Source organism: Actinomadura luzonensis (assembly GCF_022664455.2).
GTDB lineage: Bacteria > Actinomycetota > Actinomycetes > Streptosporangiales > Streptosporangiaceae > Nonomuraea > Nonomuraea luzonensis.
This window is the reverse complement of the sequence record NZ_JAKRKC020000001.1, coordinates 1,889,992-1,912,748: the sequence shown is the minus strand read 5'-3', so window position 1 is coordinate 1,912,748 and position 22,757 is coordinate 1,889,992. Positions and strand designations below refer to the sequence as shown.

25 protein-coding genes are annotated in these 22,757 nt (G+C 72.2%); 17 read left to right on the top strand and 8 right to left on the bottom strand.

Annotated features, from left to right (window positions below):
• Window positions 1–22: 22 nt before the first annotated feature.
• From MF672_RS09015 to MF672_RS08995, 5 genes are all read left to right on the top strand, one after another.
• A complete protein-coding gene (locus MF672_RS09015) occupies window positions 23–607 on the top strand; it encodes a TetR/AcrR family transcriptional regulator (protein WP_242372303.1) in 585 nt (194 codons plus the stop codon).
• Window positions 608–756: 149 nt separating this feature from the next.
• Complete coding sequence (locus MF672_RS09010) at window positions 757–2,862, top strand: (Fe-S)-binding protein (RefSeq protein ID WP_242372306.1); 2,106 nt, start codon at window positions 757–759, stop codon at window positions 2,860–2,862.
• Between the two features lie 148 nt (window positions 2,863–3,010).
• Complete coding sequence (locus tag MF672_RS09005; protein WP_242372497.1) at window positions 3,011–3,805, top strand: hypothetical protein; 795 nt, start codon at window positions 3,011–3,013, stop codon at window positions 3,803–3,805.
• Window positions 3,802–4,929 (top strand): glycosyltransferase, encoded by a 1,128-nt coding sequence (locus MF672_RS09000; protein WP_242372308.1) that lies wholly within the window; start codon window positions 3,802–3,804, stop codon window positions 4,927–4,929. The genes MF672_RS09005 and MF672_RS09000 overlap by 4 nt, the downstream gene beginning before the upstream one ends.
• A 36-nt stretch (window positions 4,930–4,965) precedes the next feature.
• Complete coding sequence (locus MF672_RS08995; RefSeq protein ID WP_242372311.1) at window positions 4,966–5,247, top strand: metal-sensitive transcriptional regulator; 282 nt, start codon at window positions 4,966–4,968, stop codon at window positions 5,245–5,247.
• A gap of 101 nt (window positions 5,248–5,348) precedes the next feature.
• Here the strand turns inward: MF672_RS08995 and MF672_RS08990 are convergent, their stop codons facing one another.
• Window positions 5,349–5,510: a hypothetical protein gene (locus MF672_RS08990; protein ID WP_242372313.1), complete on the bottom strand. Its 162-nt coding sequence runs from the start codon at window positions 5,508–5,510 to the stop codon at window positions 5,349–5,351.
• 215 nt (window positions 5,511–5,725) lie between these two features.
• Window positions 5,726–7,063 carry a hypothetical protein gene (locus tag MF672_RS08985; protein ID WP_242372315.1) on the bottom strand — a complete coding sequence of 446 codons (1,338 nt, stop codon included), beginning with the start codon at window positions 7,061–7,063 and terminating at the stop codon, window positions 5,726–5,728.
• 54 nt (window positions 7,064–7,117) lie between these two features.
• On the opposite strand from MF672_RS08985, the gene MF672_RS08980 reads away from it, so the two are divergent.
• Window positions 7,118–8,020: a DUF1349 domain-containing protein gene (locus tag MF672_RS08980; protein ID WP_242372317.1), complete on the top strand. Its 903-nt coding sequence runs from the start codon at window positions 7,118–7,120 to the stop codon at window positions 8,018–8,020.
• Here MF672_RS08980 and MF672_RS08975 read toward each other — a convergent pair.
• On the bottom strand, window positions 7,992–8,513 hold the full coding sequence (locus MF672_RS08975) for a gamma carbonic anhydrase family protein (RefSeq protein WP_242372319.1): 522 nt from the start codon (window positions 8,511–8,513) through the stop codon (window positions 7,992–7,994). The two genes, MF672_RS08980 and MF672_RS08975, sit on opposite strands and share 29 nt — an antisense overlap.
• Before the next feature lie 150 nt (window positions 8,514–8,663).
• Between MF672_RS08975 and MF672_RS08970 the strand changes: the two genes are divergently transcribed.
• Window positions 8,664–9,854, top strand: a complete 1,191-nt coding sequence (locus tag MF672_RS08970; protein WP_242372320.1) for a hypothetical protein — start codon at window positions 8,664–8,666, stop codon at window positions 9,852–9,854.
• Window positions 9,855–10,013: 159 nt separating this feature from the next.
• On the opposite strand, the gene MF672_RS08965 is transcribed toward MF672_RS08970, so the two are convergent.
• The 3 genes from MF672_RS08965 to MF672_RS08955 all read right to left on the bottom strand — a co-directional run bounded on the left by MF672_RS08965 (window position 10,014) and on the right by MF672_RS08955 (window position 11,824).
• Window positions 10,014–10,256, bottom strand: coding sequence for a hypothetical protein (locus tag MF672_RS08965; RefSeq protein WP_242372321.1), 243 nt, complete (start codon window positions 10,254–10,256; stop codon window positions 10,014–10,016).
• A 120-nt stretch (window positions 10,257–10,376) separates the two neighbouring features.
• Complete coding sequence (locus tag MF672_RS08960) at window positions 10,377–11,129, bottom strand: GntR family transcriptional regulator (RefSeq protein ID WP_242372323.1); 753 nt, start codon at window positions 11,127–11,129, stop codon at window positions 10,377–10,379.
• A gap of 152 nt (window positions 11,130–11,281) precedes the next feature.
• Window positions 11,282–11,824, bottom strand: coding sequence for a VanZ family protein (locus tag MF672_RS08955; protein ID WP_242372325.1), 543 nt, complete (start codon window positions 11,822–11,824; stop codon window positions 11,282–11,284).
• A gap of 138 nt (window positions 11,825–11,962) precedes the next feature.
• Here MF672_RS08955 and MF672_RS08950 point away from each other — a divergent pair, with 138 nt between their 5' ends.
• The 6 genes from MF672_RS08950 to MF672_RS08925 all read left to right on the top strand — a co-directional run bounded on the left by MF672_RS08950 (window position 11,963) and on the right by MF672_RS08925 (window position 17,283).
• Window positions 11,963–13,372 carry an aldehyde dehydrogenase family protein gene (locus MF672_RS08950; RefSeq protein ID WP_242372326.1) on the top strand — a complete coding sequence of 470 codons (1,410 nt, stop codon included), beginning with the start codon at window positions 11,963–11,965 and terminating at the stop codon, window positions 13,370–13,372.
• Complete coding sequence (locus MF672_RS08945) at window positions 13,365–14,162, top strand: 2-keto-4-pentenoate hydratase (protein ID WP_242372328.1); 798 nt, start codon at window positions 13,365–13,367, stop codon at window positions 14,160–14,162. The genes MF672_RS08950 and MF672_RS08945 overlap by 8 nt, the downstream gene beginning before the upstream one ends.
• A 7-nt stretch (window positions 14,163–14,169) precedes the next feature.
• Entirely contained in the window at window positions 14,170–14,595 is a 426-nt protein-coding gene (locus MF672_RS08940; protein ID WP_242372332.1) for a RidA family protein, read from the top strand.
• Window positions 14,592–15,107, top strand: coding sequence for a 3-hydroxyanthranilate 3,4-dioxygenase (locus MF672_RS08935; protein ID WP_242372335.1), 516 nt, complete (start codon window positions 14,592–14,594; stop codon window positions 15,105–15,107). Before MF672_RS08940 ends, MF672_RS08935 begins: the two co-directional genes overlap by 4 nt.
• A gap of 134 nt (window positions 15,108–15,241) precedes the next feature.
• Window positions 15,242–15,982, top strand: coding sequence for a dienelactone hydrolase family protein (locus tag MF672_RS08930; protein WP_242372338.1), 741 nt, complete (start codon window positions 15,242–15,244; stop codon window positions 15,980–15,982).
• A gap of 104 nt (window positions 15,983–16,086) precedes the next feature.
• The gene (locus MF672_RS08925) at window positions 16,087–17,283 is read left to right on the top strand and encodes a kynureninase (RefSeq protein ID WP_247815208.1); all 1,197 of its coding nucleotides are present in this window, start codon (window positions 16,087–16,089) and stop codon (window positions 17,281–17,283) included.
• Here MF672_RS08925 and MF672_RS08920 read toward each other — a convergent pair whose 3' ends face one another.
• Window positions 17,284–18,333, bottom strand: a complete 1,050-nt coding sequence (locus tag MF672_RS08920; protein WP_242372345.1) for a DUF2293 domain-containing protein — start codon at window positions 18,331–18,333, stop codon at window positions 17,284–17,286. It lies immediately after the preceding gene.
• A gap of 127 nt (window positions 18,334–18,460) precedes the next feature.
• Between MF672_RS08920 and MF672_RS08915 the strand changes: the two genes are divergently transcribed.
• Window positions 18,461–19,282 carry an FKBP-type peptidyl-prolyl cis-trans isomerase gene (locus tag MF672_RS08915; protein ID WP_242372348.1) on the top strand — a complete coding sequence of 274 codons (822 nt, stop codon included), beginning with the start codon at window positions 18,461–18,463 and terminating at the stop codon, window positions 19,280–19,282.
• A 96-nt stretch (window positions 19,283–19,378) separates the two neighbouring features.
• Here the strand turns inward: MF672_RS08915 and mads6 are convergent, their stop codons facing one another.
• On the bottom strand, window positions 19,379–20,728 hold the full coding sequence (mads6, locus tag MF672_RS08910; protein ID WP_242372351.1) for a methylation-associated defense system protein kinase MAD6: 1,350 nt from the start codon (window positions 20,726–20,728) through the stop codon (window positions 19,379–19,381).
• Window positions 20,729–20,788: 60 nt separating this feature from the next.
• On the opposite strand from mads6, the gene MF672_RS08905 reads away from it, so the two are divergent.
• From MF672_RS08905 to MF672_RS08895, 3 genes are all read left to right on the top strand, one after another.
• Window positions 20,789–21,406 carry a DJ-1/PfpI family protein gene (locus MF672_RS08905; protein ID WP_242372352.1) on the top strand — a complete coding sequence of 206 codons (618 nt, stop codon included), beginning with the start codon at window positions 20,789–20,791 and terminating at the stop codon, window positions 21,404–21,406.
• Window positions 21,403–21,852 (top strand): MarR family winged helix-turn-helix transcriptional regulator, encoded by a 450-nt coding sequence (locus tag MF672_RS08900; RefSeq protein WP_242372354.1) that lies wholly within the window; start codon window positions 21,403–21,405, stop codon window positions 21,850–21,852. The genes MF672_RS08905 and MF672_RS08900 overlap by 4 nt, the downstream gene beginning before the upstream one ends.
• Before the next feature lie 81 nt (window positions 21,853–21,933).
• Window positions 21,934–22,755 (top strand): SAM-dependent methyltransferase, encoded by an 822-nt coding sequence (locus tag MF672_RS08895; RefSeq protein ID WP_242372356.1) that lies wholly within the window; start codon window positions 21,934–21,936, stop codon window positions 22,753–22,755.
• Window positions 22,756–22,757 lie beyond the last annotated feature (2 nt).

Genomic DNA, 22,757 nt, shown 5'->3' with positions numbered 1-22,757 from the left:
GCGCGGCGACCGGGGCGCGGTCATGAGCACCGCGAGGCGGGGGCCCGGGCGGCGGCCCGGGGCCGTGGACACGCGGGGGGAGATCCTGACCGCGGCGCGGCGGGTGTTCGCGGAGAAGGGGTTCGACAAGGCGACCGTGCGCGGCATCGCGAAGGAGGCCGGCGTCGATCCCGCGCTCGTCCATCACTACTTCGACACCAAGGAGGGCATCTTCGCGGCGGCCATGCGGCTGCCGGTCACGCCTGAGGTGATGGTCCCGACGTTGCTGGACGGGCCGCGCGAGGAGATCGGCGAGCGGCTGGTGCGCATGCTGCTGCGGGTGACCGCCGCGCCCGAGACGCGCGAGCCGATGGTGGCGCTGCTGCGCTCCGCGATGACGAACGAGCAGGCGCAGGCGATGTTCCGGGAGTTCATCACGAACGCCCTGCTCTACCAGGTGGCCGACCGGCTGGAGGTGCCGTACCTGCGGATCGAGGCGGCCTTCGCGCAGATGTTCGGCATGATCATGGCGCGTTACGTGCTCAAGCTGGAGCCGATGGCGAGCGCCGACCCCGAGGAGCTGGTGGAGCTGCTGGGGCCGACGATCCAGAGGTACTTCACGGGCTAGAGCATTGTTCTGGAGGGGACGGTGACCATAGGGTATGTCACGTGCCCCGGTTATGTTACTCGCCGGTAGAATCCGGGGTACTGGCCTGTGAGGCGGCTGCACGTACGCTGACAGCCAACGACAGCCATCGTCGTCTGTGGGAGGACCCCGTGCTCTGGGTAGCCATCATCGGGCTCGTCATGACCGTGCTGGCGGTGGCCGTCGCCGGCCGCCGGGTGCAGTTCCTGTACAAGCTCGCGACCGTGGGGCCGCCCGCGCCCGAACGCGTCGAGTACGCGAGGACGCACGCGGGCGAGGAGGCCAAGGCGCAGCTGACCGAGGTGTTCGGCCAGCGCAAGCTGCTGAAGTGGACCCCGTCGGGCGTGGCCCACTTCTTCGTCATGTGGGCGTTCTTCATCCTGCTGACCGTCTACATCGAGGCGTACGGCGGGATCGTCCAGGGCGCCGTCACCGGCCGCCCCAACTTCCACATCCCGCTCATCGGCACCTGGGGCGTGCTGGGCTTCCTCCAGGACTTCATCGCCGTGGCCTGTCTGGTCGGCCTGGTGGTCTTCGCCGCGATCCGGATCAAGGAGAGCCCGAAGACGCATGGGCGCGCCTCCCGCTTCTCCGGCTCCCACCTGGGCGGCGCGTGGCTCGTGCTGTTCATGATCTTCAACATCATCTGGACGCTGTTCCTGGCCCGCGGCGCCTCGGCCGCCAACGGCAACTTCCCCTACAGCTGGGGGGCGGAGGCGTCGCTCGCGCTCGGCCGCGTGCTGCCGCGCAGCGAGCTGCTGGAGGAGATCGCGCTCCTGCTGCACATCGGCTTCATGCTGGTGTTCCTGGTCATCGTGGTGAACTCCAAGCACCTGCACATCTTCACCGCGCCGCTCAACGTGCTCTTCTCCCGCCGCCCCAACGGCCTCGGCCCCGCGCCCGAGCTGCGCGTGGACGGCAAGCCGGTCGACTTCGAGGACGAGGACCTCGACCCCGAGCGGCTGGGCCGCGGCAAGATCGCCGACACCACGTGGAAGGGCTTCCTCGACTTCTACTCCTGCACCGAGTGCGGCCGCTGCCAGTCGCAGTGCCCGGCCTGGAACACCGACAAGCCGCTGTCGCCGAAGATGCTCATCCTCGACCAGCGCGACCACGCCTTCAAGGTGGCCCCGTACCTGCTGGCCGCCGCGAACGGCGTCGAGCACAAGGACACCGACGTGCTGGCGCTGCTGGACAAGCCGCTGGTCGGCGAGGACGGCGTCATCCACCCCGACGTGCTCTGGTCGTGCACCAACTGCGGCGCCTGCGTCGAGCAGTGCCCGGTGGACATCGAGCACATCGACCACATCCTCGACATGCGCCGCTACCAGGTGATGGTCGAGTCGTCGTTCCCGTCCGAGGCGGGGGTGATGGTCAAGAACCTGGAGAACAAGGGCAACCCGTGGGGGATGTCCGAGATGAAGCGGGCCGACTGGATCGAGGAGCTCGACTTCGAGGTCGAGGTCGTCGAGGAGAGGATGCCCGAGGACGCCGAGTACCTGTTCTGGGTGGGCTGCGCGGGCGCGCTGGAGGACCGCGCCAAGCGCACCACCAAGGCGGTCGCGGAGCTGCTGCACATCGCGGGCGTGAAGTTCGCGGTGCTCGGTCCGATGGAGGCCTGCTCCGGCGACCCGGCCCGCCGCCTCGGCATGGAGTACCTGTTCAACATGCTGGCCCAGCAGAACATCGAGACGCTGAACGAGGCCGGCGTCAAGAAGATCGTCGCGACCTGTCCCCACTGCTTCAACACCCTCGCCAACGAGTACCCGCAGCTCGGCGGCACCTACGAGGTCGTGCACCACACCCAGCTCCTGGCGAAGCTGGTGGACGAGGGCCTGCTCACCCCGGTCACCCCGATCGAGGAGAAGATCACCTACCACGACCCGTGCTTCCTCGGCCGCCACAACAAGGTCTACTCCCAGCCCCGCGACATCATGGCGAAGGTGCCGGGCGTCCAGACCCAGGAGATGCACCGCCACAAGGACCGCGGGTTCTGCTGCGGCGCCGGCGGCGCGCGCATGTGGATGGAGGAGCGCATCGGCAAGCGCATCAACACCGAGCGGGTGGACGAGGCGCTGACCACCGATCCCGACACCGTCTCCACCGCGTGCCCGTTCTGCATGGTGATGCTCGGTGACGCGATCAACGAGAAGAAGAACAGCGGCGAGGCCAAGGACTCGCTGGAAGTCGTGGACGTCGCCCAGCTCTTGATCAAATCGGTCAAGGGCGCTTCCTGACGATGAAAAGTCGGACTCCTCCACACCTGGTGTGGAGGAGTTCCGCTTGTCAACAAGGGTGGTTACGAGAAATCTGCCATCCACATAACGGGAAAATCACGGTAACCTCAACGTCGCATGGGTCTATTCGACGGGGAGGGGGCTCGTGATGGGCGTCGTCGTCACCGACGCCGAGGTGACCCTGGCTGACGTGCTCTCCCTGCGCCTCTCCATCGACGAACCACTGCGCGAAGGCACCGAGCTCGTCCTGCGGCACCGCACCACGGGGGTGGAGCGCGAGGTGCGGCTCGGCACGCCGGGGGCGCGGGCGCGCGAGGCCACGCTCGCGGTCTCGCTCGCGCCGCTCGACCTGTCCGCCGGCCGCTGGGACGCCTACCTGCGCCACGACGGCCGGCGCAACCGGCTGCAGAGCGTCGACCCGGGCTTCTCGCTGGACCACCTCGACGCGTACGCGCTGTGCAAGCGCACGCTCGCCTACCGCTCCTACCGCACCCGCAACGGCTTCCTCGCCCTGAAGATCACCGACGCCGAGCCGGTCGCCGAGGTGCGCAGGGTGTGGTTCAGGGAGGGCCGCTTCGAGGTCATGGGCCTGCTGGCCTTCACCGGCCTGGAGGACGACGACTCCCGCCACGAGGCCACGCTCACCCTCGACCGCAGGCAGGCCGGCGCCCGGGTGTCGGCCACGGCCCTCGTCCAGGGGGTGCGCTTCCACGCGGCCGTCTCGCTGGTGGACGTGCTGGCCGCCGACCCCGACGGCGCGGGCACCTGGGAGCCGACGTTGCAGGTCGAGGGCGTCCCGACGCCGCTGCGGCTCGGCTCCCGCCTCGACGACGTCGACGGCAAGCGCCGCCGGCTCCCCTATCCCGCGCTGGAGGTGGACGGCGTGCCCGTCCGGCCCTGCTACACGGCCGACGACGAGCTGCGCATCGAGGTGGGCGCATGAAGGTCTCCCTCCTCCTGCCCTCCGCCTACGGCATGCGCGGCGACGTGCGGGCCACGCTCAACCTGGCCAACGCCCTGGCCGAGCGGCACGAGGTCGAGGTGATCAGCGTGCGCCGGCAGAAGGAGAAGCCGTTCTTCCCGGTCGGCCCGGGGGTGGTCATGCGGAGCGTGGTGGACGCCCGGCCGGGCGTGCGGCACCTGCTGCCGCGCGGCCAGGTGCGCACCGAGGTCGCGCTCTGGCGGGTGCTGCGCGGCCTCAGGTCCGACGTGCTGATCACCACCAGGCCGGGGCTCGGCGTGCAGGCCGCCAGGCACGCGCCGCGCGAGCTCCTCAAGATCGCCAGGGAGTGGGCGCGGCCGGCCGTGCCCGGGCCCGTCAGACGCTTCTACCCGCGGCTGAACGCCGTCGTGACGGCCACGGAGGCGGGCCGGGAGGAGTGGAGCAGGCTCCTCGGCGACGGGCCCGCCGTGGGCCCTGCCGGGAGCCCCGCTTCGAGTCCTGCCGTCAGCCCTGCTGTCAGCCCTGCCGTGTGCTTCGTGCAGGACGCGCTGCCGCCCGGCCCGTGGCCGCGCTCGCGCATGGACAACAGGATCGTCGCGGCGGGCGGGCGCTGGGTGGCGGTCAAGGGCTACGACCGGCTGATCCGGGCGTTCGCGGTGGTGGCCGACAAACGGCCCGACTGGCAGCTCCGCCTGTACGGCGGCGGTCCGGAGGAGCGGCGGCTGCGCGCCCTGGCCCAGGAGCTCCATCTGCACAACCACGTTTACTTCATGGGCACCACCCCCGACCTCGCGGGCGAGTTCGCCAAGGCCTCGATCGTGGCCCACCCCTCGCGCGGCGACGACCAGGCCATGACGGTGCTGGAGGCCATGGGCTGCGGCGTGCCGGTGGTGGCCTACGAGGGGGCGCGGGCCCCGGCCGAGTTCGTGGCCACGGGCTACAACGGCGTGCTGGTGCCGGACTCGGGGCCCGAGGAGGAGGTGCTGGCGATGGCGCTGCTGGCGCTGATCGACGACGAGCGCAGGCGGCGCTCGCTCGCGGCCGGCGCGCTCGACACCGCGGCCAGGCACGCGGCGGCCGAGGTGGCCGGGCAATGGGAGAAACTGATCGCTGATCTGCATTGACCCCGGCGGCATACGGGTTACGGGTACCGTAGAAGCATGCATGGGTACAGCGGAGACAAGCAGGCATATCTGACGCGGCTCAGGCGTATCGAGGGTCAGGTCAGGGGCCTGCAGCGCATGGTCGAGGACGACGCGTACTGCATCGACATCCTCACCCAGGTCTCCGCCGCCACGCGCGCCCTCCAGGCCGTGGCGCTGGGCCTGCTGGAGGAGCACATCTCGCACTGCGTGGCCGACGCCATCAACACGGGCGGCCCGGAGGCCGAGGCGAAGGTGAAGGAGGCCTCGGCGGCCATCGCCCGTCTGGTCAAGTCGTGAGCGGCCTCATCCTTTCGTAGGAGGGCGGGCCGGCAAGTGACTAGTTATGCGAAACCCCGGGAACTAGGTTCCCGGGGTTCGGTAATGGTCGTGATGGTCCTTCAGCGACTCGCCGAAGTCCGCAATCCGAGCGCGTCGTCGAGTTCGTCCAAGGTCAGCCGCCGCTCGCTGACAGCCACGGCCGTGAGCACCTCGGCGTAGAGCGCAATCTCGTCCAACGCGACACGGTCGTGGACCCGAGAGTCCAGCTCGTCGTGCCCCACCGCGTCGTCCTTTCCTTCCGCAGCCCACACCCTCTTCGAGGTTACGGCGCGACCCCCTTCCGGCGACATGGCCCATAGGAGTCATTCCTTTCGGCGCCCCGGGGCCCCAGTGGGGTCATTTCCCGAATCAGAGATCACAATTCAGCGAATTTGCTGATCGTTCGAGTGTTAGAACGATATAGGGGAGGTAAGGGGGAAATAGCGAGATTAGTGGTTTAGATGTGACGGGAGTCGCCGGCCGGGTGGTCGTCCCGCTCGTGGACGAGCTTGCTCACGAGCGCCGACTGGCCCGCGAGGCCCCGCTCCGGCACCTTGGCGCCCGTCAGCCGTCCCCAGGCCAGTCCCGTGGCGTACGCGGCCCCCAGGACCGCCGCGGCGCTCGCCCGGTCGGGCGGCGCCACCTCCAGCACCGGCGCGGGCACGGTCGAGAGCCCGCCCGCCCGCACCGGGAAGCCCTCGGGCGCGGTGGTCTCGGCCACGGAGGTCTCGGTGCGCCCCGCCCGCTCCAGCTCCTCGTACGCCGCCCGCAGCCGGTGGTCCAGCAGCGCCGGCAGCCTGCGCCGGGAGTCCGACAGGTCGGCGAGGAACCCGGCCGCCGCCCGCGCCGGGTCACGCGTGAAGGCCAGCGCCTCGGCCAGGTCGTAGACGGAGTGCGCGAAGTGCGCCGCCACGTCCGTCTCGGGCAGCAGCGCCCGGCCCAGCCGCGCGGGGGCGCGGCCCAGCCACGCCCGCCGCACCTCCGCCGCGTCCGGCAGGCCGTCGTCCAGGCCCGGCCGGCGCAGCGCGGGCTCCACCATGGTGAGCAGCGCGAGCGCCCGCGGCCTGAACCGGGTGTCGGACATCAGCACCTGTGCGGCGTCGGCCAGCACGGCGGCCAGCCGCAGCGCCTCGCGCGGCCGGCCGGCCCCGGCCCGCTCGGCGACCAGCGTGACGAGGTCCATGAGCGGCGGGGCGGGCAGCCAGCGCACCCACTCGTCGCCGGGCAGCGGGCGGCGCAGGTACTCGCCGAAGACCGTGATCAGCCGCTCGTTGCCGTCGAAGGCGGGCGCGTACGCGCACCACATGACCGCGCCCCAGACGGCGGCCACCGTGCTCGGCACGTCGCCGGCGAAGATGTCGTCGAAGGCCGTCAGCGGATAGTCCAGCTCCGACTTGCGCCCGCAGGCCCGCACCAGCACGCGCACCCGCTCGGTGAGGTCGGCCGAGACGTCGGGGCCGATGAAGGCCATCGTGGAGCCCGGCTCGGCGTGGAAGTCGGGCCCGGCCGGCACGACCTCGGGCGGCAGGTCGGCCGCGGCATGGCGGACCTGGCGGGCGCGCGTGCCGCGCGGCGGCGGCGCGAGGTGCCAGCGGCCGGTCGCCGGGTCGTGCAGGTGCCAGCGGGCGTGCGCGCCGAACAGCCACCGGTCGCCGTCGCGCGTCACGAGGATCCTGGCGGCCAGCACGTGGGCGCGGTCGGGCACCGGGAGCTCCTGCCAGCGCGGGTCGGCGACCATCGCGCGGACCGCCGCCTCGGCGGCGGTGAACGCATCCCAGGGTGGCACGGGCGTCATCGTACTGAACCGGTCCGGGTCAACCCATCGGCAGAACACGGCAGAATGTCCGCTATGAGGGTGAAGGTGGCAGGGACGTTGGCGGTCGTGAGCGTGCTCGCCGGATGCGGCAAGACCGGCTCGGCGGAGCCCGCCCTCACCGGCCCCGGCGTGCTCACGCTCGACCGGGCCACCCCGCCGGCGCCCGGCGGTGAGGTCGGCGAGGCCTCCACCGAGTTCGCCGACGCCCGCGACCTCGCCATGTGGACCAAGCTCAGCGACACCGAGAAGGACGTCGACCGGATCGCCAAGCTCGACGTGAACAAGACCGTGAAGGGCTCGCTCTACCTGGAGCCCAAGACCTCGGCCTGGTTCGACGGCTTCCGCGGCCCCTTCCTCTACCAGGACCTCGCGGGCGACATCGTGATGCACGCCCGGGTCAAGGTCGAGGGCAAGAACGGCGGCCGGCCCAAGCGCCAGTTCTCGCTCGGCGGGCTCATGGCCCGCCAGCCCGGCTCGTACGCCAGCCCCAACTGGGTCTCCATCACCACCGGCGCCGCAGGGAAGAGCGGCCAGATCGAGGTCAAATGGACCGAGAACGGCAGCTCCAAGCCCAAGGAGATCCCGGTCAAGGCCGGCTGGGTGGATCTCGTCCTGGCGCGCGCCGGGCGGGTCTTCGCCGCGCTGTACCGGGAGCAGGGCGGCCAGTGGAAGGTCGGCCAGCGCTGGCCCTCCAACCTGCCGGACGCTCTCCAGTGGGGCGTCACCGCCTACACCGACTGGGACAGCTACGCCGCGCTCAAGAAGGACGCGGCCAAGGCCAACGCCCGGCAGGTCAAGGGCACGCCCGACCTGAAGCTGACGGTCGACTTCGTCCGGTTCCTCCGGCCGGAGCTGCCCGACTACGCCGACCCGCTCAACGACAAGTCCGTGCCGGAGAACGTCCTCGTCAAAGTGCTGACGCCCGCCGGTGCCTGAGCGCCTTGGCGATGTAGTTGTCCGGGGTGCGGGCGAAGGACGCCCGGTCGTCGTCGGTGAGCTCGCGCACGATCCGGCCGGGCACGCCGGCGACCAGCACCCCGGACGGGATCTTCTTGCCCGGGCCGACCAGCGCCCCGGCGGCCACCAGGGTGCCCGCGCCGACGCGGGCGCCGCCGAGCACGATCGCGCCGATGCCGATCAGCGCGCCGCGCTCCACGTGGGCGCCGTGCACCATGGCCTTGTGGCCCAGGCTCACCCGGTCCTCCAGGATCGCCGGCTCGCCGGGGTCGGCGTGGAGGCAGCACAGGTCCTGGACGTTGCACTCCTCGCCGATCTCGACGCGTTCGTCGTCGCCGCGGAGCACGGAGCCGTACCAGATGCTGGACGCCCGTCCGACGCGGACCCGGCCGACCACGGTCGCGCCGGGGGCGAGGTACGCCTCGGGATGGATGTCGGGGACCGCGCCGCCGTCCAATGCCGCTATGTACATTCGTCACATCGTAATTCCCGGTCCGGGTATGGCGTTCCGGTTGCGGACGTGGGCAGATGGCAGGAAAGTCGTTTCCTGACGTGTCGCTGTCAGACCCTCACAACCAGCAGTTTTCCCCCGCCTCACGCAAACCACCCTTAGGTAACCCCCATGATGAACCAGCACGAGAACTTCCCCGATCTGATGCAAGAGGACACCTTCGAGGTCGTGATGCGCGGCTACAACCGCCGCCAGGTGCACGACTACATGCTGCGCACCCGTAACCAGATACGGGATCTGGAAGAACGGCTGGCACGGGCGATCGACCAGGCCGAGCAGGGCCGCATCGAGCTGGCGGAGGCCCGGCGGCGCATGGTCGAGACGCCGCAGAGCTACGAGGACCTGAGCCCCCGCCTCGCCCAGATACTCAAGCTCGGCGAGGAGGAGGCCGCGGCCAAGCGCGCCGAGGCCGAGGCCGAGGCCACGGCCGTGCGCGAGTCGGCGCACGCCGAGGCCGAGCGGCTGCTGACGACCTCGCGCGAGACCGCCGACAAGATCCTCACCTCCGCGCAGGCCGAGGCGGAGCGCCGGGTCAACGAGGCCACGCAGGCCGCCGAGCGCATGCTGGCGCAGGCCGGCTCCGACGCCGAGGAGCAGCTCGTCTCGGCCCGCGCCGAGGCCGAGGAGACCCTGCGTGAGGCGCGGGGCGAGGCCGAGCGGCTGCTCACCACGTCCCAGGCCGAGTCCGAGCAGCTCATGAAGAACGCCGGCGCCCAGGCCGAGCAGCTCGTCATGAGCGCCCGGAGCGAGGCCGAGGCGATGCTGGCCACGGCCCGGCAGCGGACGGCGGCGCTGGACGAGCAGGCGGGCCGGCGCGTGGACTACCTGACCAACACGCACACCGAGGTGGTGCGCCGGCTCAACGAGATCAGCTCGGTGCTCGGCGACCTCATGCGCACCGAGTCGGGCGCGGGGCCGCTGGTGCCCGAGGCCATCGCGCCGCCCCGGCAGCAGCCTCAGCTCCCGGCGAACCCGGGCCCCGAGGCAGGCCAGGACGCGGGCCACGACGCGAGCCGCGACGCGGGCCACGAGGCGGGCCACGAGGCGGGCCACGACACGAGCCCCGAGGCGGGTCTCCACGCCGGTCCCGACTCCGTGACCGAGCCCCAGGCGCACCCGGAGCCGCCGTCCCAGGCCGGCCCGCGGGAGCAGGCGCAGGACGAGCCCAGGCCCCACCCGCAGGACGACGTGCGGGTGATCGTCGAGGACGACGAGGACGACCGCACGCGCCCGGTCACCGTCCACGACCGGCCCGCCCCCGACGACACGGAGGTCACCGTCGTCAGGATGCCCAGGAGCTAGGGAGCGGCCAGGAGCGGAAGCCTCCGCCCCCGATAGGGTCGGAGGCTTCCGCGCTCGTGGCCCCGCGGTTTGGGGGCCCGGTGCCGGGGCCGCCGAGACGCTGGACCCGGCACCGGGCTGCTCGCGTGCGCCCGCCGTGGGGCCGCCCCACGGCGGACGTCAGGGTGGTGCGGGGCCGGTCTGCCACCGGTGTGGCTCGCCGGCCCGTCTCTCCTGGTCCCGGAGGTGGTCCCGAAGGCCGTCCGGGTCGTCCGCGTCGATGGTCATCGCGCATCCGGCCTCGCGCTGCGCCGCGCTCAGCGGATGGTGTCTCGTGGCCCACCAGCGGCCCGCGTCGCTCCGCCAGATGGTCCATCGGGGATACTCCCGGGCGATCTCGGCGAGGTGCCGATCAAAGGACATCGCTGTCCACCTTCCGGGCCCCAGGCGAGGTTTCCATCTCCTTAGACGATGAAGGACTTCTCTAGAGAATTCAATGATCTGAAGGACAGGTCAACCTACCGCTTGACAGATCGGGTTGAACTAGGCATCGAAGTCGTACTGGAGTACGTATGCGGCCGAGTCCAGGACCATCTCGTTGACCTCGACGGGGAGCCCGCCCGACGTGTACGCCGTGCGCGCGATGACGATGACCGGTGTTCCGCCCGGCAGGTCGAGCAACGCGCTCTCGCGCGGCTGCGGCATCCGGGCCCGTACCTCCTCGGTGAAGTGGGCGGGGGGCAGGCCGAGGTCGCCGAGGCGGGCGTAGACGCCGCCGGGACCCGTGTCGGGCAGGGTGATCGCGCTGCCCTGGACCAGGTGCGCGGGGAAGAAGGAGCTGGCCAGCTGTACGGGCCTGGCGTCGACGGAGTAGCGGCGGCGGCGGACCCACACCTCGCCGGAGTCGAGTACGGCCGCCACGTCCTCCGTGGCGCGCTCCAGAGCCACCTCCAGGTGGTCGACGGTGAACGGCCGGCCCCTGGTGTCGGCGTCCCAGATGGCCCGGCCCTGGCCCCACTGCTCGCGTGACAGACGGCGTGAGCCGTGCCGTCGGATCGGTTTGAACAGCCGCACGTAAACCCCCGAACCTCGTTTGGGCACCGCCAGCCCTTCGTTGATCAGTACGGCAAGCGCCTGCCTGGCGGTGGCTCGTGCGATTGCGTAGTCGGCCATCAGTGCGTTCTCGCCCGGTAGTCGGTCCCCGTCACGCAGCTCGCCGGACAGGATCCGGGCGCGGAGACCGTCGGCGATGCGGCGATAGATAGGGGGCTCGTGGGGTACCGGGGATTCAGACAACTTTGATCACCCTCTGTCACCAACCAGGTTGTGGCGTCTCCAGAGAACTTGCCCCGTCTTGTCCACGATCGCACAGATACAGAGGTTGGTCGCGGGTTGTTTTTGAGCGGATCGTGCCTGTGTGGTGAACTACGCGGAGTTTAAGCGGCCCGTTACCGTGGAACGGTCCCGGCCGGATCCCGGGTGGCCCACCAGCGGCGAGTAACCGCCGCGGAGATCACCGCGCCCGCCGTGTTGAGCAGGACGTCGTCCACGGACGAGAAACGTCCCGACTTCAGCATGAGTTGGAGCACCTCGACCAGGACCGAAAAGGCCGCCGCGACCGCCGCAACCCGGGCGGTCGAGGCCATCGCCGCGGCGCGCACCGGCAGCAGCGCCCCCAGCGCGGCGAACACCAGCAGATTGCCCCCCACCTGCACGAACACCGCCTGCCACGGCGCCGAGGCGAGGTCGGCCAGGTCCGTGAACGGCACCAGCCGCACGCCGCCCGGGCCGCCCACGGGGGTCAGGGTCATCCAGATCCACGGGGCCGTGCCGACCACGATCCCGACATCGGCGATCGCGCTGCGCGACGGCGCGGGGTGCCCGGCGCGGGCCCGGCGGCGGGCGAGAAACATGATCGCGGGAATCGCCAGGAAGAGGGTAAACGTACCAGCAATAACCACCTTTCCCCACAATTCCCACGTCTGCGCCATTCGTCCATGATGGACAGCGATCAAGGGGTACCGGAAGATGTCCTTTCGGACAGGTCTTCTCCGAGTCCTCTCCCCCGTGGTCGGGGGAGACGATGGCGATCGAGGGGTCCCGTCGTCCCCCGGAAGGAGGAGACCGCAGTGCTGACCCATTTCATCGGCGGCGAGCCGGTGACCGCGGGCACGGCCTTCCCGGTCCACGACCCGATGACCGGCGCGGTGATCAGGCAGGTCTGCGAGGCCGACCCGGAGGCGGTCGACCGCGCCGTGCGCGCCGCGAGGGAGGCGGCCCGCGACTGGGCCGCGCTGCCGGTGGCCGAGCGGGCGGGGTGGCTGCGGCGGCTCGCCGAGGGCATCGAGGCCCGCTTCGACGACCTCGTCGCGGCCGAGATCGCCGACACCGGCAAGCCGCTCGACCAGACCCGCACCCTCGACATCCCGCGCGGCATCGCGAACTTCCGCGCCTTCGCCGAGATCGCCGCCCAGCGCCCCGACGAGGCCTTCCACCTGTCGGGCGTGCTCAGCTACACCGTGCGGCGGCCGCTCGGCGTGGTCGCGGTGATCGTGCCGTGGAACCTGCCGTTCCTGCTCATGACGTGGAAGCTGGCCCCCGCCCTGGTGTCCGGCAACACCGTCGTGGTCAAGCCGTCGGAGCACACGCCGGGCTCGGCGGCCGTGTTCGCCGAGATCTGCGCCGCCGCCGGGCTGCCGCCGGGCGTCGTCAACATCATCTACGGCTACGGCTCCTCCGGGCAGCTCCTGGTCGAGCACCCCTGGGTGGACGCCGTGACGTTCACCGGCTCCACCCGCACCGGCACGGCGATCATGAAGGCGGTGGCCGACCGGGTCAAGCCGGTCTCGTTCGAGCTGGGCGGCAAGAACGCCGGCGTGGTCTTCGCGGACTGCGACCTGGAGCGCGCGGTCGAGGGCTGCGTCCGGTCGGTCTTCACCAACGGCGGCCAGGTGTGCCTGTGCACCGAGCGGCTCTACGTCCAGCGCCCGATCTTCGAGGAGTTCTCCGACCGGCTGGCGGCCCGCGCCCAGGAGGTCGTGCCGCAGCCGATGATCAGCGCCGAGCACCGCGAGAAGGTCCTGTCCTACTACGCCTTGGCCCGCTCGGAGGGAGCCAAGGTGCTCGCGGGAGGCGGCACGCCGGTCTTCGGGGATCAGCGCGACTCAGGCTATTTCGTGGAACCGACGGTGATGACAGGCTTGTCCGAGTGGTCCCGCTTCAACAGGGAAGAGATCTTCGGCCCGGTGTGTCACGTGACCCCGTTCGACACCGAGGCCGAGGCGATCGACCTGGCCAACAACAGCGAGTACGGCCTGGCCGCCGCGGTCTGGACCGGCGGCCTCGACCGCGCCCACCGGGTGGCGCAACGGCTGGAAGCCGGCCTGGTCTGGGTCAACACCTGGTACCTCCGCGACCTGCGCACGCCCTTCGGCGGGCTGCGCCTGTCGGGCATCGGCAGGGAGGGCGGCACCCAGTCGCTGGACTTCTACTCCGAACCCACCACGATCACCATCAAGATGGAGCAGCCCGATGCATGACGAATGGTCCCAAGCCGTGGACGCGCGCTCGCAGGCCGCGGAGCGGCTGGCCGAAGCCGTGCGCACCGGCAAGCCGTGCGCGCCGATCCGGGACCTGATCGGGACGGCCGCCGACGCCTACGCGGTGCAGGACCTCGCCACGGCGCGGGCGCTCGCCGAGGGCCGCCGGCCGGTCGGCCGCAAGATCGGCGTCACCAACCCGGACGTCCAGCGGCAGCTCGGCATCGACCACCCCACCTGCGGCCCGCTCTTCGCGGACATGGCCTACCCCGACGGGATGCCCATCCCGTACGACCGGCTGCTGCAGCCGCGCGCCGAGGCCGAGGTCGCGCTGGTGCTCGGCCGCGACCTGGAGGGCGGCCCCTTCACCGCGGCCGAGGTGCTGCGGGCGATCGACTTCGCGCTGGTCGCCATCGAGATCGCCGACTCCCGCGTCGCCGGCTGGGACATCCAGCTCGCCGACACCGTGGCCGACAACGCCTCCGCCGGCGTCTTCGTGCTGGGCAACACGCCGGTGCCGCTCGCCGGGATCGACCTGCGCTCGGCCACCATGACGATGACCAGGTCCGGCGAGCAGGTGTCGGCCGGCTCCGGCGCGGCCTGCCTCGGCCACCCGGTCAACGCCGCCGTCTGGCTGGCCGACCGGCTCGGCCGCACCGAGCGTCCGCTGCGGGCCGGCGAGGTCGTGCTGACCGGCACGCTCGGCCCGGTCGTGCCGGTGGAGCCGGGCGACGTGCTGGAGGCCCGCGTCGAGGGCCTGGGGTCGGTGCGGGCGGTGTTCACGAAGTGAGGTCGAAGTGAGGTCCAAGGGCATGCGCGTGCCCGGCAAGGCCACGCCGCGCGGCGCCTTCCCGCACGTCAAGCGGGCCGGCGACTTCCTGTACGTCTCGGGCACCAGCTCCCGGCGCCCGGACGACTCGTTCGTGGGCGTGGAGGTGGACAAGTACGGGGCGACGAACCTGGACATCCGCGCTCAGACCCGGGCGGTCATCGAGAACATCGGCGACATACTCAAAGCGGCCGGCGGCTCGCTGGCCGACCTCGTGCAGATCACCACGTACCTGGTGAACATGAACGACTTCAAGGGCTACAACGAGGTCTACGCCGAGTTCTTCGACGAGGAGGGCCCGACGCGGACCACGGTGGCGGTGCACCAGCTCCCGCACCCGCACCTGCTCATCGAGATGCAAGCCGTCGCCTACCACCCGCAGGAGCGATCATGATTCCCCCCATCGACTTCACCAAGTGGATCGACGAGCACGCCCACCTGCTGCGGCCGCCGGTCGGCAACAAGCTGGTCTTCGAAGGCGCGGACGACTTCATCGTCATGGTGGTCGGCGGGCCCAACTCCCGCACCGACTTCCACGTGGACCCGTACGAGGAGCTGTTCTACCAGGTGCGCGGCAACATGCACGTCAACGTGGTCACTCCCGACGGCCCCGAGACGGTGCACGTGCGCGAGGGCCAGATGTGGCTGCTGCCGGCCGGCGTGCCGCACTCGCCGCAGCGGCCCGAGGAGGGCTCGGTCGGGCTGGTGGTCGAGCGCGTCCGGCCCGAGGGCACGCTGGAGCGGTTCCAGTGGTACTGCGCGGACTGCGGCGCCCTGGTGCACGAGGTCGAGCTGCAGGTCCGCGACATCGTCAAGGACCTGCCGCCGGTGTTCGAGGCGTTCTACGCCGACGACAAGGCCCGCACCTGCGGCACCTGCGGCGCCCTGCACCCGGGCAAGGGCTAGGCGGTCGGCGACGTCCACCCGCGCCACGCGCCCGAGGGCCGGCCCGGGGCGCCCCGGCCGCGCGTGGAGTCCGAGCGGGAGGCGGTCAACCTCGGCGGCGACGCCGAGACGTTCCTGGACTGAAAGGAGCTCCCATGCCACGGACGGCCGTCGTCGTCCCCACCCCGGACGGGGCCTGCCCCGCCACCCTGCACACGCCCGCCGGCGACGGGCCCTGGCCGGGGGTGATCCTCTACCCCGACGCCGCCGGGGTCCGGGAGACCTTCGCCGTCCTGGCCGACCGGCTGGCCGGGCCGGGCTACGCGGTGCTGCTGCCGGACGTCTACTACCGCACCCCGTACACGCCGTTCGACCCCGCCACCGTGTTCGCCGACCCGGCCGAGCGAGCACGGCTGGAGGCGCTCGTGAAGAGCGTCGGCGCCGACCTCGCCGACCGGGACGCGGGCGCGTTCCTGGACTTCCTCGCCGCCCACCCGGACGTGTCCGGGACCGGCGTGGGCGTCACCGGCTACTGCATGGGCGGCCGGCTGGCGCTGCGGGCCGCCGGCCGCCATCCCGGCCGGGTCGCGGCCGCCGCGTCCTTCCACGGCGGCAACCTCGCCGCCGAGGGCGACCCGGACAGCCCGCACCTGCTGGCCGGGCGGATGCGGGCGGCGATCCACGTCGCGGCGGCAGAGGCCGACCGGTCCTTCCCGCCCGACCAGCACGAACGGCTGCGGCGGGCGCTCACCGAGGCCGGCGTGCGGCACACGCTGGAGACCTACCCGGCCGCTCACGGCTTCGCCGTGCCGGACGTCCCGACGTACGACGCGGACGCCGACCGGCGGCACCGCGAGGCGCTGGCGGCCCTCTGGGCGACCGCCCTGCACGCCTGACCGGTCACCCGGGCCGGACGTCCGGGGCGACCCGGCGTCGCTCCACGCGGCCGGAATGGTGTGGAATGGGGGCGTCCACGACCCGCCCCGACAGGAGTGACCGCGTGATCGACCGGGACCGCTGCCTGGCCCTGGACGCCGCCGACCCGCTGCGTGCGTTCCGCGAGGAGTTCGTGCTGCCGGAGGGCGTGATCTACCTCGTCGGCAACTCTCTCGGCGCGCTGCCGCGCCGCGCCGCCGACCGCGTACGGCGGGCGGTCGAGCAGGAGTGGGGCGGGCAGCTCGTGGGCGGCTGGAACCAGGCCGGCTGGTACGACCAGCCCCTCGCCCTCGGCGACCGGATCGCCCCGCTGATCGGCGCGGGCCCGGGCGAGGTCGTGGTGGGCAACTCCACGTCGATCGCGATCTACCAGGCGGTCGCCGCGGCGCTGCGGCTGCGTCCGGACCGCCGGGTGATCGTCTCCGACGCCCGCAACTTCCCGACCGACCACTACGTCGTGCAGGGCCTGGCCGGGCTGCTCGGCGGGTACGAGATCCGCGACGCCGCCGAGGGCCGCTTCGACGACGCGGCCGTGGTGCTGCTGTCGGAGGTCGACTACCGCACCGGGGCCCGCGCCGACGTGCCGGCCGTCACCGCCCGCGCCCACGAGGCCGGGGCGCTCATGGTGTGGGACCTGTGCCACAGCGTCGGCGCGATGCCGGTGGACGTGTCGGCGGCCGACTTCGCGGTGGGCTGCACGTACAAGTACCTGAACGCGGGGCCGGGCGCGCCCGCCTTCCTGTACGTCAGCCCGCGCCACCACGCCACCGCGGAGAACGTGCTGCAGGGCTGGCACGGCCACGCCGCCCCGTTCGCCTTCGAGACCGGCTACCGGCCGGCCGAGGGCATCAGGCGGTTCGCGGTCGGCACCCCGCACGTGTTGTCCTCCGCGGCCCTGGACGCGGCGCTGGAGATCTGGGAACGCGTGCCGATGGACCTGCTGCGGGCCAAGAGCATGGCGTTGACCTCGCTGTTCGTGGATCTGGTCGGCGACCTGCTGGAGCTCGTCTCGCCCGCCGACGCCGAGGCGCGCGGCAGCCAGGTGAGCCTGCGCCACCCCGACGGCTACCCGGTGATGCGGGCGCTGATCGACCGGGGCGTGCACGGCGACTTCCGCGCGCCGGACATCCTCCGCTTCGGCTTCGCCCCGCTCTACATCCGCTACGTCGACGTCCACGACGCGGCGGCCACGCTGCGCGAGGTGCTGGACAAGGAGCTCTGGCGCGACGAGCGCTACGCCCAGCGCCTCGCCGTCACCTAGTCACCTCCCTGGCATGCCGCGGAACTCGGCCAGCCTGCTCTCGATCCGCTCCTTGATCATGTCGCGCGCGGTCATGCGCGGCACGCCCGACATGAGCAGGTTGTCGTAGTCGGTGTCGAGGTGCCGGATCGAGGCGATCACCGCCAGCGTGATCGCGTTCTCGTCGAGCGCCCGGGCCGCCGCCGTCCGGCCCACGCGGCCGCTGCCGCGCTGCCCGGCGTGCTCGGCGATGTCCCGGGCCCGCTGCTCGGGGCAGCCGGGGAAGAGCCGGGCGATCTCGGCCGCCATCCGCGCCTGGAACTCCACGTCCTGCTCGGCGCGGCGCACCCGGTCGCGCTCGCGGCGGCGCTCGCGCGCCTCCTCGTCGGCCAGGCACCGCTCCTCGGCCGCCTCCAGCGCCGCCTGCTCGACCAGCAGGCCGGCCCGCTGGTAGACCTTGCGCCGCCGGTTGAAGCGCACGACGACGGCCGCGAGCCGGCTCTCCTGCTTGGCCCGGCGGCTGAGCGCCGCGTCGCCGGCCGGCAGGAACACCAGATGGTCGAGGTCCGCGCAGGTCAGGCAGTGCGGACGGTCGTCCTCCATGATCAGGTAGGGGCCGGTGTCGCCGCAGCCCGCGCACGTCCAGGGCTCCAGCGGGGCCACGGCCACCAGGTCGGGCGCCTTGCTCTGCCGCTCGGTGAGCCGGCGCACCCGGGCCTCGCTCAGCTCGGGCGAGATCCAGTGGACGCGGAAGGGCTCCTGCGGATGACCGGCGGTGAAGCGCAGCTCGCGGCGGTCGCGGGTGCCCGCCACGTACGGCGTGTCCACCGGCCTGAGCCCCTTGGCCTCCGCCCAGTCCCGCAGCAGGGCGACGGTCGCGACCAGGCGTTCCTCGTCGACGGCGGCCAGGTGGGCGAGCGTGGGCACCCGTCCCTGCCGCCAGGTGTCGACGTGCCGCGAGTGCAGCCAGCGCAGCCCCGTGACCACGTCGATGAACGTCACGTACTTGCGGGTGGTCAGGGCGATCTCGGCCGCGTCGGCGACCCTGCGCGCCAGGCTGGGCTTGCTCACGCCCTCCAGTCTCCCGCGCCCGCGCGCGGGCGCGCGCCTTTGTCGGGAGATGGACGAAGCGCAGGCTTTCCTTGTGCGCGTTGCGGCAAATAACCCCTCGGATTTTTCGTGTCCTGGAGGAAGACCCGTGCGCCTTTTCTGGCCCGCCGTCCTGATGCTCGCCACCTCGTGTGGCTCTGCCTCTTTCAAGGGGGCCGAGGAGGGCACGCAGCCCGTCGTCAGCGGCACGTTCGGCAGCAAACCCGTCGTCGCGATCCCGGCCGGCAAGCCCGGCCGCACGCCCCGCATCACCGTGTTGTCGCTGGGCAGCGGGCGTCGTACGCTGCCGGGCGACGTCGTGCTCGCCGACGTGGACATCCGGCGCTGGGCGGGCAACCAGCCCTACATGAGCACGTTCGACGCCAACCAGCCCACCACGGTCGTCTTCGACGGGCGGCAGGTGTCGGAGACCTGGCGGCAGTCGCTCATCGGGCATCCGGCGGGCAGCCGGGTCATGCTGGTCGGCCCGGCCGCCGACGCGCTCGGGCCCAACCTGCCGCACACCGGCGTCTCGCCCGCGGACACGCTGGTCGTCGTCTTCGACATCCTGGGCGGCTACCCGCCGGACGCGCGGCTGATCGGCCGCGCGCTGCCGGTGGTCCCGTCCGACCTGCGGCCCGGCGACGCGCCCCGCCTGCTCATCGACGGCTCGGGGCGGGAGATCGTGGCGGGGGCCAAGGTCGTCCTCCAGTACGTGGCCGCGGCCTGGCCGTCGCGGGCGGTCGTCGACTCCTCCTACCGCCGGGGCGGGCCGAGCGCGTTCACGCTGCGGCCCGGGTCGGTGCCCGCGTCGTGGCTGGAGGCGCTGACCGGGCGGCACGTCGGCTGCCGCCTCGCGGTGCCGGGCACGGAGGACGAGCCCAGGATGTACGTCATCGACGTCCTGGACACCGTCACCCCGCAGGTCTAGGCGTACCGCTTGGCGAGGTCGCCGCGCACGACGCCGTACACCACGTCGCCGAGCAGGCCGCCAGGTCGTCCTCGCCGACCGCCCGCAGGGTGATCGTCATGGACGGGACACTATGCGACGGACCAGGCGGCCGAGCCGCGAGCCCCGGGGCGGCGGCGGGGCGGTCAGGGCCTCCAGCGCCTCGGCCGCGGACGGCCGCTTGGCGGGGGAGTGGTCGAGCATCCGCCGCACGACCTCGGGCACGTCGGGGCCGTGGGCGTCGGCGCTGGTGGGCAGCTCGCCGGTGAGGAGCTGGTAGGAGATCACCCCGGCCGCGTACACGTCGGAGGCCGTGGTCATCCGGTCGGGGCGCTCCTGGCACTCGGGGGAGACGTAGTGGGCGTCGAGCACGTTGCCCAACTCGTGGGCGACGGTGTAGTTGCGCGGGCCGGGCTTGGCGTAGTCGAAGCCGGTCAGCACGGCGTGCCCGTCGTCGGTGACCAGCACGCTGGCCGGGGTGAGCGCGCGGTGCACGACGCCGTGGGCGTGCGCGTGCGCGAGGCCGCGCAGCAGGTCGCCGATCACCCGCAGCGGCGCCTCCCTGGCCGCCGACAGGTGCAGCGAGCGGCCGTGCACGTCGTCGAGCACCAGCACGAACCGGCTCTCGTCGTCGATGGCGAAGAAGTCACGCGAGCGCACCACGCACGGGTGCGGAGGGATGCGGGCGAGGCTCTGGTAGGCGTTGGCGATGCGCTGCCGCTCGGCCGCCCGCGCCTCGTGGTCGGCCAGCGGGTCGGCCTGGTAGACCCGCAGCAGGACGGTCTCGCTGCCGGGCAGCGTGACGTTGAAGGCGCGGTATTCGGTGACCTTGGCGTCGCCGCCGAGCTGCTCCTCGACCTCCCAGTTGCCGAAGCGGGGCGGCGCGGTGCTGCGCCGGACGGTCTGGTTGAGCGCGTCGAGCACGGCCGTCATGTACGGGCGCACGTGCGGGCTGCACCCGCGCCGCACCCGCGACACGTCGCTCAGCGTGGCCACCAGCGCGGGCAGGCTCGTGACGTTGACCGCGTCGCGGCCGGCCGGGTCGACCAGCTCGGCGTCGGGGGAGGAGAGCACGACGAGGCTGTCGACGTACACGCGTTCGAGCTGGGTGGCCCGCGAGACGAGCAGGCCCTTCAGCGCCTTGGCGGTGCCCCGCAGCTTGGCCACGGGCGAGCCGAACGCCTCGCGGCGCGGCGGGAACCAGCGCGTGCCGGACACCTCGATGCGCCCCCGCGTGCCCTTGACGTCGACGACCACGAGCGAGTGGCCGGTCAGCACGAGCAGGTCGACCTCGAAGACGTCGTGGCCGCGCGGGACCTCGATGTTGTGCAGCAGCAGCCAGTCGGCGGGCGCGTGGTCGCGGAGGTGCGCGATGACCCGCCGCTCGGCGTCGTTGACCGGACGTCCACCGCCGACGATCTCTGCCATGCGCCTATCCTTGCACGGGTTGTGATTGACAGCATGCTGTCGATATGACAAGCTGTTGTCATGAAGGGAATCATTCACCACGCCGTCTACGACACGCTCGCCGACTGGGAGACCGGGCACGCCACCGCCCACCTGCGGAGCGGCGCCTACCACCGCGAGCCCGGCGGCTACGACGTCGTCACCGTCGGCCTGACCGCCGACCCCGTCGTCACCATGGGCGGCGCGCGCATCACCCCCGGCCTGACGCTCGACCGGCTCACTCCCGGTGACAGCGCGCTGCTGATCCTGCCGGGCGCGGCCCTGTGGGACGAGGGCGACGCCCTGGTCCCGTTCGCCCGCAAGGCCAGGGAGTTCCTGGAGGCCGGCGTGCCGGTCGCGGCCATCTGCGGCGCGACCGCCGGGCTCGCCAGGGAGGGCCTGCTCGACGACCGCGACCACACCAGCGGCGCCCTCCAGTACCTGGAGGCCCAGGAGGGCTACGCCGGCGCGAAGCGCTACCTCGACCGCGACGCGGTGCTCGACGGCGACCTCGTCACGGCCGGCCCGACCGAGCCGGTGGCCTTCGCCCGCGAGGTCTTCCGCCGCCTCGACGTCTTCCGGCCCGACGTCCTGGACGCCTGGTACCGGCTGTTCGCCCGGAGCGACGCGGCCGCGTACGAGGTGCTGATGTCGGCATGAGCGACAACCCGCGGCTGCTGTCGGGGCTGGCGCTCGGCGCCTTCCGGCTCAACGGCCAGTTCCTCCACGTCGCGGAGGAGCTGGCGCGGCCCGCGGGCATCACGGCGGCCTGGTGGCAGGTGCTCGGCGCGGTGCAGCAGGAGCCGCTGCCGGTCGCCGGCATCGCCCGGGTCATGGGGATGAGCCGGCAGGGCGTGCAGCGCATCGCCGACCTGCTGGTCGAGCGGGGCCTCGCCGAGTACCGGCCGAACCCCGCGCACCGCCGGGCCAAGCTGCTCCAGCAGACCCCGGCCGCGCGGGAGGCCATCGCCAGGATCGTCCCCGGGCACCAGGAGTTCGCCGACCGGCTCGTGGCGGAGCTGGGCCGGGAGGAGGCCGAGCGCTGCCTGGAGGCCGTGCGGCGGCTGTCGGCCGCCCTCGACCGGCTCGGCGACGAAGATCGATGATCTCGCGTCTGGGCCTGGAAGGTGGAAAGTCCGGACGCTAGGTTGAATAACCCGCAGATCCGACACCACTGGAGAAGCTCCATGACCGGAGAACGCTCCTCCGCCGGAGAGGCACTTCCGCCGCGGATCGACACGAACGTCCCGCACGCCGCCCGCATGTGGAACTACTGGCTCGGCGGCAAGGACCACTACGACGTGGACCGGGAGGCAGGCGACCGGTTCAGCGAGGCCTTCCCCGACATCGTGGAGATCGCCCGGCTGTCCCGGCACCTGCTCGCCCGCATCGTGCGCCACCTGGTGAACGAGGCGGGCGTCCGCCAGTTCCTCGACGTCGGCACCGGCCTGCCGACCGTGGACAACACCCACGAGGTCGCCCAGCGCGCCGACCCGTCGTGCCGGGTCGTGTACGTGGACAACGACCCCCTGGTGCTCGCCCACGCCCGCGCCCTCCTGGTCGGCACCCCCGAGGGCGCGACCGACTACGTGGACGCCGACCTGCGCGACCCCGACGCGATCATCGCCGCCGCGGCCAGGACCCTCGACCTCACCCGGCCGGTCGCGCTCATGCTCATGGGCATCGCCGGCTACGTGAGCGAGGAGGAGGGCGCGTACACGATCGTGGGGCGGCTGATGGACGCCCTGCCGTCCGGCAGCTACCTCGCGCTGTGGGACGGCGTCAACGTCGTCACCGGCGAGGCGCTGGACCGGGCGCAGGAGCAGCACAACGAGGGGCCGGGAGCGCCGTACCACCTGCGCACCCGCGAGGAGTTCACGCGCTTCTTCGACGGCCTGGAGCTGGTCGAGCCGGGCGTGGTGTCGATCACCCGCTGGCGGCCCGACCCCGACCCGATGGGCTCGTCCGACGAGGTGGACGCGCTCTGCGGGGTGGCCCGCAAGCCCTGACC